This is a genomic window from Pseudoalteromonas sp. 2CM41L (assembly GCF_023161905.1).
Taxonomy (GTDB): Bacteria; Pseudomonadota; Gammaproteobacteria; order Enterobacterales; family Alteromonadaceae; genus Pseudoalteromonas; species Pseudoalteromonas atlantica.
Genome location: NZ_JALNTN010000026.1, coordinates 21987 through 34339 on the forward strand (window position 1 = coordinate 21987; position 12353 = coordinate 34339).

General features: G+C 40.9%; 14 protein-coding genes. 8 read left to right on the top strand and 6 right to left on the bottom strand.

The features are described 5' to 3' along the window. Positions 1 to 2: 2 nt before the first annotated feature. Positions 3 to 1079: an AI-2E family transporter gene (locus tag MTF64_RS19305; RefSeq protein ID WP_096041482.1), complete on the bottom strand. Its 1077-nt coding sequence runs from the start codon at positions 1077 to 1079 to the stop codon at positions 3 to 5. Further along, positions 1072 to 1290: a hypothetical protein gene (locus tag MTF64_RS19310; RefSeq protein WP_248452390.1), complete on the bottom strand. Its 219-nt coding sequence runs from the start codon at positions 1288 to 1290 to the stop codon at positions 1072 to 1074. The genes MTF64_RS19305 and MTF64_RS19310 overlap by 8 nt, the downstream gene beginning before the upstream one ends. A 147-nt stretch (positions 1291 to 1437) precedes the next feature. Here MTF64_RS19310 and MTF64_RS19315 point away from each other — a divergent pair, with 147 nt between their 5' ends. From MTF64_RS19315 to MTF64_RS19335, 5 genes are read left to right on the top strand one after another with little or no spacing between them, the layout of a single operon-like run. After that, the gene (locus MTF64_RS19315; RefSeq protein ID WP_004589173.1) at positions 1438 to 2103 is read left to right on the top strand and encodes a hypothetical protein; all 666 of its coding nucleotides are present in this window, start codon (positions 1438 to 1440) and stop codon (positions 2101 to 2103) included. Between the two features lies 1 nt (position 2104). Continuing rightward, positions 2105 to 3562 carry a M48 family metalloprotease gene (locus tag MTF64_RS19320; RefSeq protein WP_024034211.1) on the top strand — a complete coding sequence of 486 codons (1458 nt, stop codon included), beginning with the start codon at positions 2105 to 2107 and terminating at the stop codon, positions 3560 to 3562. Between the two features lie 54 nt (positions 3563 to 3616). Continuing rightward, the gene (gene arsC / locus MTF64_RS19325) at positions 3617 to 3964 is read left to right on the top strand and encodes an arsenate reductase (glutaredoxin) (RefSeq protein WP_029772483.1); all 348 of its coding nucleotides are present in this window, start codon (positions 3617 to 3619) and stop codon (positions 3962 to 3964) included. Continuing rightward, complete coding sequence (gene wrbA, locus MTF64_RS19330) at positions 3964 to 4518, top strand: NAD(P)H:quinone oxidoreductase (RefSeq protein WP_154945798.1); 555 nt, start codon at positions 3964 to 3966, stop codon at positions 4516 to 4518. The genes arsC and wrbA overlap by 1 nt, the downstream gene beginning before the upstream one ends. Then, entirely contained in the window at positions 4515 to 4958 is a 444-nt protein-coding gene (locus MTF64_RS19335; protein ID WP_248452391.1) for a DUF2069 domain-containing protein, read from the top strand. Before wrbA ends, MTF64_RS19335 begins: the two co-directional genes overlap by 4 nt. 336 nt (positions 4959 to 5294) lie before the next feature. Here the strand turns inward: MTF64_RS19335 and MTF64_RS19340 are convergent, their stop codons facing one another. Beyond that, entirely contained in the window at positions 5295 to 6632 is a 1338-nt protein-coding gene (locus MTF64_RS19340; RefSeq protein ID WP_004589168.1) for an ankyrin repeat domain-containing protein, read from the bottom strand. A 210-nt stretch (positions 6633 to 6842) separates the two neighbouring features. After that, positions 6843 to 7436: an ABC transporter substrate-binding protein gene (locus tag MTF64_RS19345; RefSeq protein ID WP_248452392.1), complete on the bottom strand. Its 594-nt coding sequence runs from the start codon at positions 7434 to 7436 to the stop codon at positions 6843 to 6845. Positions 7437 to 7682: 246 nt separating this feature from the next. Here MTF64_RS19345 and MTF64_RS19350 point away from each other — a divergent pair, with 246 nt between their 5' ends. Next, positions 7683 to 8219 carry an acyloxyacyl hydrolase gene (locus tag MTF64_RS19350; protein WP_029772479.1) on the top strand — a complete coding sequence of 179 codons (537 nt, stop codon included), beginning with the start codon at positions 7683 to 7685 and terminating at the stop codon, positions 8217 to 8219. A 120-nt stretch (positions 8220 to 8339) separates the two neighbouring features. Here the strand turns inward: MTF64_RS19350 and MTF64_RS19355 are convergent, their stop codons facing one another. Further along, positions 8340 to 9710, bottom strand: coding sequence for a YjiH family protein (locus MTF64_RS19355; protein ID WP_248452394.1), 1371 nt, complete (start codon positions 9708 to 9710; stop codon positions 8340 to 8342). Between the two features lie 70 nt (positions 9711 to 9780). Beyond that, positions 9781 to 10839 carry an outer membrane protein assembly factor BamC gene (gene bamC, locus MTF64_RS19360; RefSeq protein WP_029772477.1) on the bottom strand — a complete coding sequence of 353 codons (1059 nt, stop codon included), beginning with the start codon at positions 10837 to 10839 and terminating at the stop codon, positions 9781 to 9783. 360 nt (positions 10840 to 11199) lie between these two features. On the opposite strand from bamC, the gene MTF64_RS19365 reads away from it, so the two are divergent. Beyond that, a complete protein-coding gene (locus MTF64_RS19365) occupies positions 11200 to 11736 on the top strand; it encodes an ACT domain-containing protein (RefSeq protein WP_029774547.1) in 537 nt (178 codons plus the stop codon). 10 nt (positions 11737 to 11746) lie between these two features. Further along, on the top strand, positions 11747 to 12226 hold the full coding sequence (gene bcp, locus MTF64_RS19370; RefSeq protein ID WP_029774548.1) for a thioredoxin-dependent thiol peroxidase: 480 nt from the start codon (positions 11747 to 11749) through the stop codon (positions 12224 to 12226). The last annotated feature ends 127 nt before the right edge of the window (positions 12227 to 12353 follow it).

Genomic DNA, 12353 nt, shown 5'->3' on the forward strand with positions numbered 1-12353 from the left:
CGTTACTCTGCCCGCTCTTTTGTTATTTCTCCATGTGTAGATGACCAGGCATTTATTAGCGCTTTTACAAGCGATGCGAGTGGAATGGCAAAAAACACGCCCCAAAAACCCCATAAGCCACCAAAAAATAGCACTGCAACAATAATAAATACGGGATTTAAATCAACGGCCTCAGAAAACAACAAGGGCACTAATACATTGCCATCGAGCGCCTGAATGATCCCGTAAATTATTAATATGGTCCAAAACTGCGTTTCGATACCAAATTGAAACAGCGCCACCGCCGCAACCGGTATGGTAACCAATGCCGCACCCACAAATGGAATTAACACCGAAAACCCAACCAACACGCCAAGTAAAGCTGCATAACGTAAATCAAGTACAGTAAAGGCAATAAACGAGGTGCCACCCACAATTAAAATTTCGAATACTTTGCCTCGAATATAATTCATTATTTGCTGGTTCATTTCGTGCCACACTTGCAAAATTAACCGTCGCTGCTGCGGAATAAGCGTAGCGGCACTACTCGTAAGCTCAAGCTTGTCTTTAAGCATAAAAAATACAAGTAAGGGTACAAGCACCAAATAAATAAGCCATGCCACAACATCTTTTAGAGAAGTAAGTGAAAACGAGACAATAACTTGGCCAAATTCGAGCGCCTTTGCCTCTACACTTGCCACAATAGCTTGGACCTGCTCGGCATTAATTAAACTGGGGTATTGCTGTGGTAAGGCCATTAAAAAGGACTTACCTTGCTCTACCATGTGCGGGGTTTCTTGTACTAAATTACTGGTTTGCTTCCAAAGCACTGGGCCAATAACCAAAATAAGGGTAAGCATAACCCCGGTAAATATCAGCATTACAATGACTGTGGCACTAAAGCGTTTTAACCCAAAGCGCTCTAAGTGTACAACCGGCCAATCAAGTAAATAAGCAATCACCAATGCCACTAACACAGGAACAATTAACGAGCCAAAAAAGTACAGTAATGCCACAGAGGCAATGAGTAAAAAAAGTAAGGTGACTGAATGAGGATCTGAGAACTTTCTTTCGTACCATGTTTTAACGTATTCAAACATGCAATGGCTCCACTAGTAATAGTCCTTGGTGTTGATCAAATTTATATGTATATGCATTTTTGCTTAAAAAACGCGTAATATCATCTGCGCTTTCGTCGTTATTTATACTAAACGTTATTGCCTTATTAGATGACTGCGCATTACGAAGCGCTAATTTAAATTGTACAAACTGTTGTGGGCATTTAAATTTTTTTAAATCGCACTCTAACATAACTACTTTACTCGCTAAGTAAAATGAATAATAAGTCGCATATTGTCGGTCATTCTATTTATAAAATGTGAACAGCAGTAACTTTTTCTTAAAACCATTCCAGCAATGGTTTATCCTTATAACATAATTAGCAGTAAGGATAAGTTAATGCCTGGCACGCATAATAAAGCGCAACTACCTAGTAATCCAACTCTCAAAGAGATTAATTGGTATAAAAAGCAGATAAACTGGGGAGAGCTCCCGCCTTTTTATCATCTTGTTGCTTCTTCGGTCAGCGAATCTGAAGGAATATTGGAGCACGGATTTGATAATGCTGTAAAAAGCCTGATCAATAAACGCAATTGGAACTTAGACTTGCTTGATGGCTATGAAGATGATTTTGGTGAAATACACACCAAGCATAAGCCGCGTATAGCGCTACACCAAGTATTTACCGACCGAGGCTTTGAGCTCTGGGCGCAACCCTATGCTAAAGACATAATTATTGATCAATACGTTAAAGATAACCGCTTTATGGAGTTTAAAGTATGGGATCCGCATTCAATGAAAAACCTGATCCGCATAAATCAGCTCCATAAGTTTATTGGCTTTTATTTTGAGCGCGGCGACAAAGCCGATAAAGCCATTATTTTACATGCACATAAGGTAGTACATAAAATTATTAAATTTTTGCAGCAGGAATTGAACGTTGTAAAGCTTGATGGAGTCACAATAAAAGAACTCTACCAATTGTGCGAAAAAGACAGCCGTGCAAGCAGCGATGAAATTGACATAGCAAAAATTGCCATTGGTGAACAAATTAACAAGGAATAAAATGCAGCTAAAATCAGCCTTTATCACTTTATGCAGTGCCGCGCTTACCTTTAGCCTACTGGTTAGTGAGCCGTTAAAGGCACAAACAAACTTTACGCTACCCGATTTAGGCACGTCTGCGCTACAAGTTTTGCCACTTGAAAAAGAACAAGCCATTGGCGAAGTGATGATGATGCAAATAAGAGGCTCATCACCGGTAGTAAACGACCCCGTTTTAGACGAATACTTAACCACACTTGGCCGAAAACTTGTGGCTAATGCTAACGACGTGCGTTTTCCTTTTTCGTTTTTTTGGGTAAATAACAACGAAATTAACGCCTTTGCTTTTTACGGCGGGCATGTTGGTGTGCATACTGGGCTTATTGCGCAATCAGATAACGAAAGCCAATTTGCTTCTGTACTTGGGCACGAAATAGCGCACGTAACTCAGCGCCATTTAGCTCGTCGTATTCAGCAACAGCAAGATAACAGCGCACTGACTATTGCAGGCATGATAGCCGGTATATTAGCCACCGTTGTTGCTCCCGATGCAGGTATTGCTATTATTTCGGCTAACCAAACCCAAGCTGCGTTTAGCCAATTAACTCACAGCCGTGCTGCCGAGCAAGAAGCCGACAGAATTGGTATGCAAACCCTTAATAACGCCGGTTTTGACGCCCGTGCATCGAGTGAATTTTTAACTAAACTTTCAGCGCAAATAAGATATAAGTACAAACCACCCGCTTTTTTACTTACTCACCCATTGCCAGAGAGCCGTGTATCTGACGTACGCCTACGTGCAGAGCAATTCCCTGTGCGCCATTTAAACCCAAGCCTTGAGTTTAATTTAGCAAAAAGCCGAGTACTTGCTCGTTATGCCAATAAGCCCGAAAATGCCGAAGCGTTATTTAAAAAATTAATGCGCGAAAACAGTTACAACAATACCGCGCTTAAATACGGCTTGGGCATAAGCTTACTTGATCAAGATAAACTAGATGAAGCCGCCGAAATTTTAGAGCCGTTATTAGCACAAAGTCCTAAAAATTTATTCTATATCGATACCCACACCGATTTACTAATAGCGCAAAAAAAAGCCGACGAAGCGGTAAAGTTTTTGGCTGAACTAAACAACTATCGCCCTAACAACCAAGTTATAACTTTAAACTATGCAAATGCGGCATTAGAGGCTGAGCAGTTTGAATTAGCTGAAAACATTTTAAAAAGCTTTTTACTTGAAAAACCCGACCACAACTTAGGTAAACAGCTATTAGCCGATGCCTATAAAAAGCAAGACAAGCTTGCCGCTTATCACGAGGCCAATGCTGATGTGTTATCGCAATATGGCGCGTATATTAAAGCGGCAGACGAAATCCAAAAAGCGCTTAACTTCGTAGAACCCACAGAGCTGGTTAAACAGCAACGCCTAAAAGCCTTGCTTACTCAGTATCGCCGTTTACAAAAAGAGCTGGCAAGGCTTTAAGTCTGTCAGCGCTTGCCCTAAAATAGCGGCAAATTACATTTTGGAACTAATTGTATGTCAGTTACTATTTATCATAATCCACGTTGTTCTAAATCGCGTGAAACCCTCGCATTACTAGAACAAAACAACGTAACACCAAGCGTAGTAGAGTATTTAAAAACACCGCTTAACCATGAGCAAATAAGCCAACTTTTAGAACAATTAGGCTTTAGCTCAGCTCGCCAGCTAATGCGCACAAAAGAAGATGCTTACAAAGCGCTTAACCTAAAAGAAGAAACCAACGAGTCAGCGCTAATAAACGCCATGGTAGACAACCCTAAACTTATTGAACGCCCTATTGTACAAAACAACGGTAAAGCAGCCCTTGGCCGTCCGCCTGAAAACGTATTAAGCGTATTATAATGACGACTCGCATTGTTGTACTGTATCACTCAAGCCATGGCTCGGTTGAGGCTATGGCGCACGAAATAGCCGAGTCTATAGAGCAACAGGGTGCCACAGCCGTATTGCGTACCTTTGTTGCTAAAAATCCGCACGATATAGTAATTACAAAAGATGATTTAATAAATTGCGACGGCCTTGCGTTTGGCACACCTACCCGATTTGGCATGATGGCATCGCAAGCAAAAACGTTTTGGGAAACCACCAGCGATCTTTGGCTAAAAGGCCAGTTAATAGATAAACCAGCCTGTGTGTTTTCATCGTCAAGCAGTATGCATGGCGGCAATGAAGCCACCTTACTTAATTTATCATTACCGCTACTACACCACGGCATGATGTTATTAGGGGTACCTTACGAAGTACCAGAGTTACTAGCTACGCAAACCGGCGGCACACCTTACGGGGCAACACATGTAGCCGGCAGTAGTAATACGAATACTTTAAGTAAAGACGAAATTAAAATATGCCAAAGCGTTGGTAAACGCCTCACTCACATTGCGAGAAGACTTCAATGAATACCGCTGACACCCCTGCTAAAAAGCCAATTACTGTAAAATTTCAGCGCACCGCTATTTTTGGCTATGTGGGTTTATTACTTTTATTTCCTCTGTGGATGTACTTTGTACCTCCGCTAAATGGCAACACAAGTTTTGTATCCTTGTTTGTGCCTATAATCCCGTTACTGTTGCCCTTAAGAGGCTTTATTAAAGACAACACCTACACTTACGCCTGGGCTAACTTTGTTGTTATGTTGTACTTTATACACGGCTTAACCATGTTATGGGCTGCACCTGATGAGCTAATATGGGTGTTATTAGAGCTTGTGTTTGCCTCAGCCATGTTTATTGGCTGCACGTATTACGCAAGGCACCGCGGACAAGAGCAAGGCTTAAAAATACGTAAGCTTAAAGAAGAGCTCGCAGAGGAAAAAGCCGCTAACGAATACAATAAATAATACTAATTCGCAAAATAAATTATTTAAGCTGAAAGTTGAAAGTTGAAAGTTGAAAGTTGAAAGTTGAAAGTTGAAAGTTGAAAGTTGAAATAATACCAATCCGCATAAGTAAGTAATCTATTTTGAGGATGGAAAAACGTGTTGATAGCAAGGCAAAAAGTTCGCTAATTAGTTGTTCTAAATGAGAGTTTTTTAACGCAGATAGCGACACGTTTAGCCCCGCAAAATGATTAGATATTATTGCGGATTGGTATATCAGCTTATACATACAAAAAACGCGCTTAACATAACAATGTAAGCGCGTTTTTTTAGGCTTTTAGTTTGCCATGGCAGTCGCTACACTAATTCGCTCAGTGCAGCCAGTGCAACTATGCTGGCTAATCCAAGCTGAGCTATTAAGCTTAACAACGAAAAAACACGCAACACAAATAATCCCCACGGGTGCTTTATATGTGGATAGAGCGCACAGCGCTTTAAGCTCGCCGCAAAGAAAAAACACACCGATGCAATCAGTGTAAAAATTAAAGTCAGCTCACTTTTTATGGCAATGCTTTCATCAAAAAAGAAATACAGCTGCAATGGCAATAAAATAGTGACAATTGCGTGTAAGGCGTGCACCTTTTTAATGCGGTTAAACTGCCCTTCTGGCGAAAGCTCTTTTATACCAAAATCGCGCTCAAGGCATTTAACTAAATTGCTTGCTTTAATACTTACTGCTAACCGGTAACAGCTTAAGCCTTCGTTATTACGTGCTCTAAAGTCGTAACCTGCTTTTAGTAATAGCACCATAAGGGTTTCGTTTTTAGCTAACACTGCATAATGCAGTGCAGTATTGCCTAAGGTGTCTTGCGCTTTTTGATCCTGTTTAGCCAACAGGGTTTCTATCACATTTACATAGCCTTTTTCGGCTGCCCACATAAACGCTGTTTTATTGTTTTCATCAGCCAATGTACCAGTGGCACCTTGCTCTATAAAACGCATCGCCATGGTTTGCTTTGCGCTTTTTTGGCTTAAATGAGCAAGTAATGCTTTTTCAAGCAATACAATAGAATCAACATCAGGCGATACTTGCGTTAACAACGTAAAGTAGTCTTTACCGTTTGCTACTTTTTGACTGGCAAGCTCTGTAAGTTCGTTTAAATCAGCAACCGATTCAGGTAGAAAAGCACTTAAACGCTCTCTAAAATCAACTTCTTGCCACAGTGCTAGCGTATCGTGTGCACTTAATTTGCTGCCACTATTTAGAGCATGTTCAATTAACGAAAAATAGCGTTTACTAAATAATAAGCTAAACAACGAAAGCGGCGTATCAAGTGCGTTTTGCGCTGCCACACTGGCGTATTTTTCTAGGCGCTGGCACAGCATTAGCGCCATTGATTCGCTGGTGTATTCGTTATCTAAATAATGATTTTTAACAGCAGCAATGTAAGCGTGCGCATCTTCGTCATATTCACTAATATGCTGAAAATAACACTCTTCAAAGGGTTCAAGCGGGGTTAACCATATCAAATAGTAAATGGGTGGTAGCACAGTGGTGCATACACCGTCATCTTCAATAGTAGAACGACATGCAGGCCAAGCTTCTAAAGCATCTAAAATAAAGGCACCGTTTTGTTCTACAAGTCCTTTAATAAGTAATGGGTATTCCTTTGGCCAAATCAGTACATTTTCCATTAAAACAGCACAACTCCAGTGTAGCTTGATGAGGCGTCAGTTATAGCAGTTTTTAGCTGACACCACGCTTAATCGACGTGCTGATATTCTATCACACCTTTTTTTTGCTGCGAGCTTAAAGTAGATGAATATTAAGAAAATATAAAAGCAGCCAATACACTTTAGTGCGGCTGCTTTTGTGGTTGGAGAGGGTCTTAATCAGGAAGTGAACTATTTATTTTTTAGTTCGGTAATTACTTGCTCCAAGCCTACATCAGAAATACGTTGAATTATCTCTTTTTGCTTAGCGCTTAAAAGCGAAATACCTTCGGCAACAATGTCGTAAACTTTCCATTGCTGGTCTTTACCTTGGCGCAGCTTAAAATGCAGATCAATCACGGGCGCGTTTGGCTCAATAATTTGCGTTTTAACTGTAGCGTACTCAGAGTCGCTTTTCGAGGTATCTTGTTCAAATACTACTTGCTGGCCGGTGTATTTCATTAGCGCACCTGCGTAAGTACCTGTTAAATAATGCTCTACTGCATCAATAAAACGTACAGCTTGCTCGCGCTCAATGCCTTTTATATGCTTACCAAGCAATTTAAACGACACAAACTTAATATCTATGTTTGGCATTAAACGCGTCTCTACAATGCGCGCCATATCGGCTTTGCTTGCATCGCCTTGTGCATTTACTTTTGCAATATCGCTAAAAAGCGTATCGGCAACGCCTTCAAGCATATGTTGAGGCGACTGCGCCGTTTGCGCAAATAACGCGCTGCTAAAAAAGGCAGCAGCAATAAAAATAGTGTTAAAAAGTTTCATGAGCGTGACCATGTGTGTGATTAAGATGTGGCTAAATTACGCGATTTTAAGCCACAAAAACAGACACAAAAATGCACCTTATTAATGCCAAAACAGCACCAATTAAATAAACTATTTATTTTCAATTAGTTAAGCCTTCACTGTTAACACCCCATAAACAAGCGGCATTTTGTCCTCATTGAAAATGTGAATGGCCCGCCCTTATCATTTATTTACTCATTCGACTCACACACCAATTTGGCAGTTATGAAAACGGTATATAAAACTTTCACACTTATTCTATTTTTAGTTATTTCAGTATGGGGTAACACGGCGTTTGCGCAGTCTAATCATGGTTACGCCGTAGATGTTCTCAAGGGCGAAGGCAACGTGAATGGCGTTAAGCTGGCTTATCAATATCATGCCCCTAGCTTACAAAACTTAGTGGGCGATGCGCGCTTTTATTTTGAAACCAGCGTTAATATGTGGGAATACCGCCATGGTGACAACTCGCAATCTAATCTTGTTTTGGCTATGTCGCCCGTACTGCAGTTTCCTGCTTTTAGTTTTCATAATACCCCGTTTTATATTGAAGCAGGTATTGGCGTATCGCTTATTGATGAAACTAAATTTGCGGGCAAAAATATTAGTACTCACTACCAATTTGAAGACCGTATTGGCCTAGTTGCAGACTTTGGCCACACTAACGTAGCGCTTCGGGTTATTCATTACTCAAACGCCGGATTTAAAGAACCTAACCCAGGTTTAAACTTTTTAACTCTTTCAGTGGCAAGGCGTTTTTAATCTTCATTCGGATTTAGTATCAATTTGCCCACTTAAGAATGTTAAGTATTAGGGTAATTGAAATAACTAGCCACAAAAAAGCCCTGATAAATCAGGGCTTTTTATAATTAAAATACACTACTAGCCAACTAACCAATGCGCCATTAAGGCAATAACCGGCAGCGTAATAAGTGTACGTAAAATAAATATAACGAACAGCTCAACAATGTTTACCGGTATTTTACTGCCCAGTAAAAGTGCGCCAACCTCAGACATGTAAATTAGCTGAGTTACGCTCATTGCGGCAATAATAAAGCGAGTTACATCACTTTCAATGGTGCCCGCAGCTAAAATTGACGGAATAAACATATCGGCAAATCCCACCATAATAGTTTGTGCCGCGGCCTCTGCTTCGGGTACTTGTAACCACTCTAAAAATGGCACAAACGGCATACCTAAATATTGAAATACCGGCGTGTGCTCAGCAATAATAAGTGCAAATGTTCCTACGGCCATTACAACAGGCAGTACACCAAACACCATATCAAGCGCATTATGTACACCCTCTTTTAAGGTACCTTTAAAGCCCGACGAGTTATTGGCTTTTGCTAATGCTACATCAAGTGAGTGCCCTACTAAGCTTTTACCCGTTGGGATAGCCTCAGCATCGCGATTTGGCTCACTACCATCAATAAGCAAATCTTTTTTAAAGCGAAGTGGCGGTAAGCGCGGCACAATAATAGCGGCAACCACACCGGCTAAACATACGGTGGCATAAAATGGGGCAAATAAGTGCTCTAATTTCACTTGGCCTAAAACCACCAAGCTAAAGGTAATAGAAACCGCCGAAAACGTAGTACCAATAATTGCGGCTTCGCGCTGCGTGTAGTGCTTTTGGTCGTACTGCCTTGCGGTCATTAAAATACCAACACTGCCATCACCTAACCACGACGCAGTACAGTCAACTGCACTTCGCCCAGGTACGCCAAATACAGGGCGCATTACCTTGGTTAGCATAGTGCCTGCAAGCTCTAATAACCCAAAGTTAATTAGTAAAGGCAGTAATAAACCGGCCAGTATAAATACCGAAAACAAAACAGGTAACAAGTCGTTTAATACCAAAGCGCCTGTGTTTGCAGAGGTGATTGCCTCGCTACCTAACCCTAAATGGGTCATTAGCACAAACGCCATACCGAATAAACGCACCACTAACCACACTACACTTACATCAAATAAATGCTTTAACAGGGGTGATTGGCAAATAGCGGCGGGTTTAAATACTTTGGTGATCACCGACATAACGCCAGTAATACAAATAATAAGGGTAATAATTGCTTGCGCAGAGCCAGACATCAACGCTTGCACGCCTTTAGCCATTAACGCAATAGGAATGGTCATCCCGTCTGCGGTAGGAATGGGTGTCATAAATAAAAACACACCAATTAACGACGGTACTAAAAAAGTAAACCAAGTGCGCCACGTATAGTGCCCGCGAGGAGGTAACTGAGACATATTTTTTAATCCATAAAAACTACAAAAAGAGCAAAGCGCTCTTTTTGTAGTAAAAACTTATTATTAATTATTAAATTTTGATGCCGCGCTGAATAAGTGCTGCTTCTAACGCTTGTTGTAAACCATTCATGGTGCCAGGTTCGAGTGTTTCGCCTTTGTCATCCATCCAGGTTAAGCTTGTACCGCCTTCTTTAGTTTTGCTCACTAAAATTTGGTATTGGCCTTCTTCAATTGGAAGCTGCGCAACTTCGTCGCCCCAAATAGAATCCCATACACTGCTTTCTGGCTTGTTGTAGTCGGCAGTTATTAAGCCAGTATCGGTTTTAATCTCAACAATAGTAAACGATAGGCGCTCTAAAAAGCCCGAGAAGCGGTCGAATACTGCATCGTATGATTGCTCAGTAACAAGTGCAGCATTGCCTTTGTTATCAAAGCCCATTTCTAAAGAAATAATACCTTGGCGCTTGCGGTTTTCTACTTCTAACTGACGATAGCGATAATCAAATTCAGCCACAACTTGGTTAAGCGCGCGTACTTCTAATTGCTGCTTAAGTAAATCGGTTAACGTATCATCACCTTTAAAGTCAATAAGTTCAGCGCGTAACGAAGCAGTACGCTGATGCGATTTTTCTTCAATTGTGAATCTAAAGCGCTCTTGGTTTTCGCTTACCTCATCGCCCCATAACCAGCTCTCTTCAGCTTTAATTATTGAGTACCAGTCGGTTTCGATAATTCCAAGCAGCTTATCTTCTTTTGTGGTTGTTGCATTATTTTCGGCAATAACCGCTTTAATTGAGTCCCAAACAAATTCATCTAAATCAACAATGCCATCGTTTTTATCAAAGTAAATACGCGCTTGTTTATCGCCCTCTTCTACCCAGCTACCTTTAGCAACAGTTAAAACCTGTGCTGGTGGACGATAGTTTGTTGCCTCAGGGTTGTTATCGTATTGGCCCACATCCATTTTATAAACCGGATCTTGCGCTGGTTGAGATAACGATGGCGGGGTTTTAACACCTTCATGCGTACGATAATTGCGTTCGTTGTGCGCTTCATTAATAAAAACATTACACCCTGATAAACTTACCAATACACTCACTGCAAGTGCTTTTGGGATCCAATACTGCACAGATATTTCTCCTTAGCATACCCTTTAATTGTTTTACACGTATATGAGTGGGTAATACCGAATTTGGTTCAGTGTAAAATCAACATTAACTTTACATTTATTATTTGGCTGTCTAATTGCAATAAAGTTCACACCTAAGTGTTATAAAATCAATCACAACAAAAAGACAAATTTTAGCTATGGTACTTTCCTGTGCCAGTAAAAACAAGGAACACAACGCTTTAAAGCGCCTTTAATTAAGTGCCTATGTAGTTTAGGGCGCTTTTTGTGTTAAACTTCGCCGCCGTGCAACGTAGTGTATGCGCCGCGGGCTATACCAACTCGGTTGTTATATTTCAAAAAACGTAGGTATTAAACTTCATGACTGCATTTTCAAATCATCAAATTGTTTTAACCGCTATTGGCGAAGATAGACCGGGAATTGTAAGTGAACTTACACAGCTTGTAAGTGATTGTCATTGCAACATTATAGATAGCCGAATAGCCATTTTAGGCAGCGAATTTACCTTTACCATGCTGCTAAGCGGCGATATGTCGGCCATTAGCCGCATAGAGCACACCTTGCCTACTAAAGGCATGGAGCTAGGCCTACTCACCATGATGAAGCGCAGCACCACTCGCCACACCGAAAGTGAATTTTGCGCAGGCTATACCCTTGAATACACAGGGATAGACACCCCAGGTACACTGAGTAAAGTAACGCGTTTTTTTGCCGATCACCACATTAGTATCTGCTCATTAAAGTCAGACACCTACGATGAAGAAACCGACACTAAAATGCGCTGCGAAATTGAGTTTAATATCCCAGTAGAGGTTGATATAGACCAATTTAAAGTGACCTTTGAAAACCTTTCGCACAGTCTTAACGTAGATTATATTTTTAAACGTATTCGCTAAGGAGCACAGCATGAACAAAATTAGCCCATTACAAGCCGGTGATACAGCACCAGAATTTAGCTTACAAAATCAAAACGACGAAACAGTCACCTTAAGTGAGCTGTTAAAAGAGCAACAAGTACTGGTGTACTTTTACCCTAAAGCTTCTACACCGGGTTGTACGGTTCAAGCCGAAAACTTACGTGACCAACAAGCGCAGCTTGCTCAATTTAACACCCGCGTTGTAGGTATTAGCCCAGACCCTATTAAGCGCCTTAAAAACTTTGAAACTAAAAAAGAGCTTAACTTTGATTTGCTCGCCGATGAAGATCACGCCATCGCTGAAGCATTTGGCGTATGGGGCTACAAAAAGTTTATGGGTAAAGAGTACGATGGTATTCACCGCTTAACCTTTTTAGTAGGCCAAGACGGTAAAATTAAACACTTATTTGATAAGTTTAAAACCAAAGATCACCACCAAGTGGTTTTAGATTACTTAGCGGCGGAATAAGTTAGCTGTAAGCTGTAAGCTGTAAGCTGTAAGCTATAAGCTGTAAGCTATAAGCTGTAAGCTGTAAGCTGTAAGCTGTAAGCTGTAAGCTGTAAGCTGTAAGCTGTAAGCTGTAAGCTGTAAGCTG

Bases quoted from the DNA above. Each gene is read 5' to 3' on its own strand.
- MTF64_RS19305 (WP_096041482.1), bottom strand. From the start codon at position 1,079: ATGTTTGAATACGTTAAAACATGGTACGAAAGAAAGTTCTCAGATCCT.
- MTF64_RS19310 (WP_248452390.1), bottom strand. From the start codon at position 1,290: ATGTTAGAGTGCGATTTAAAAAAATTTAAATGCCCACAACAGTTTGTA.
- MTF64_RS19315 (WP_004589173.1), top strand. From the start codon at position 1,438: ATGCCTGGCACGCATAATAAAGCGCAACTACCTAGTAATCCAACTCTC.
- MTF64_RS19320 (WP_024034211.1), top strand. From the start codon at position 2,105: ATGCAGCTAAAATCAGCCTTTATCACTTTATGCAGTGCCGCGCTTACC.
- arsC (WP_029772483.1), top strand. From the start codon at position 3,617: ATGTCAGTTACTATTTATCATAATCCACGTTGTTCTAAATCGCGTGAA.
- wrbA (WP_154945798.1), top strand. From the start codon at position 3,964: ATGACGACTCGCATTGTTGTACTGTATCACTCAAGCCATGGCTCGGTT.
- MTF64_RS19335 (WP_248452391.1), top strand. From the start codon at position 4,515: ATGAATACCGCTGACACCCCTGCTAAAAAGCCAATTACTGTAAAATTT.
- MTF64_RS19340 (WP_004589168.1), bottom strand. From the start codon at position 6,632: ATGGAAAATGTACTGATTTGGCCAAAGGAATACCCATTACTTATTAAA.
- MTF64_RS19345 (WP_248452392.1), bottom strand. From the start codon at position 7,436: ATGAAACTTTTTAACACTATTTTTATTGCTGCTGCCTTTTTTAGCAGC.
- MTF64_RS19350 (WP_029772479.1), top strand. From the start codon at position 7,683: ATGAAAACGGTATATAAAACTTTCACACTTATTCTATTTTTAGTTATT.
- MTF64_RS19355 (WP_248452394.1), bottom strand. From the start codon at position 9,710: ATGTCTCAGTTACCTCCTCGCGGGCACTATACGTGGCGCACTTGGTTT.
- MTF64_RS19365 (WP_029774547.1), top strand. From the start codon at position 11,200: ATGACTGCATTTTCAAATCATCAAATTGTTTTAACCGCTATTGGCGAA.
- bcp (WP_029774548.1), top strand. From the start codon at position 11,747: ATGAACAAAATTAGCCCATTACAAGCCGGTGATACAGCACCAGAATTT.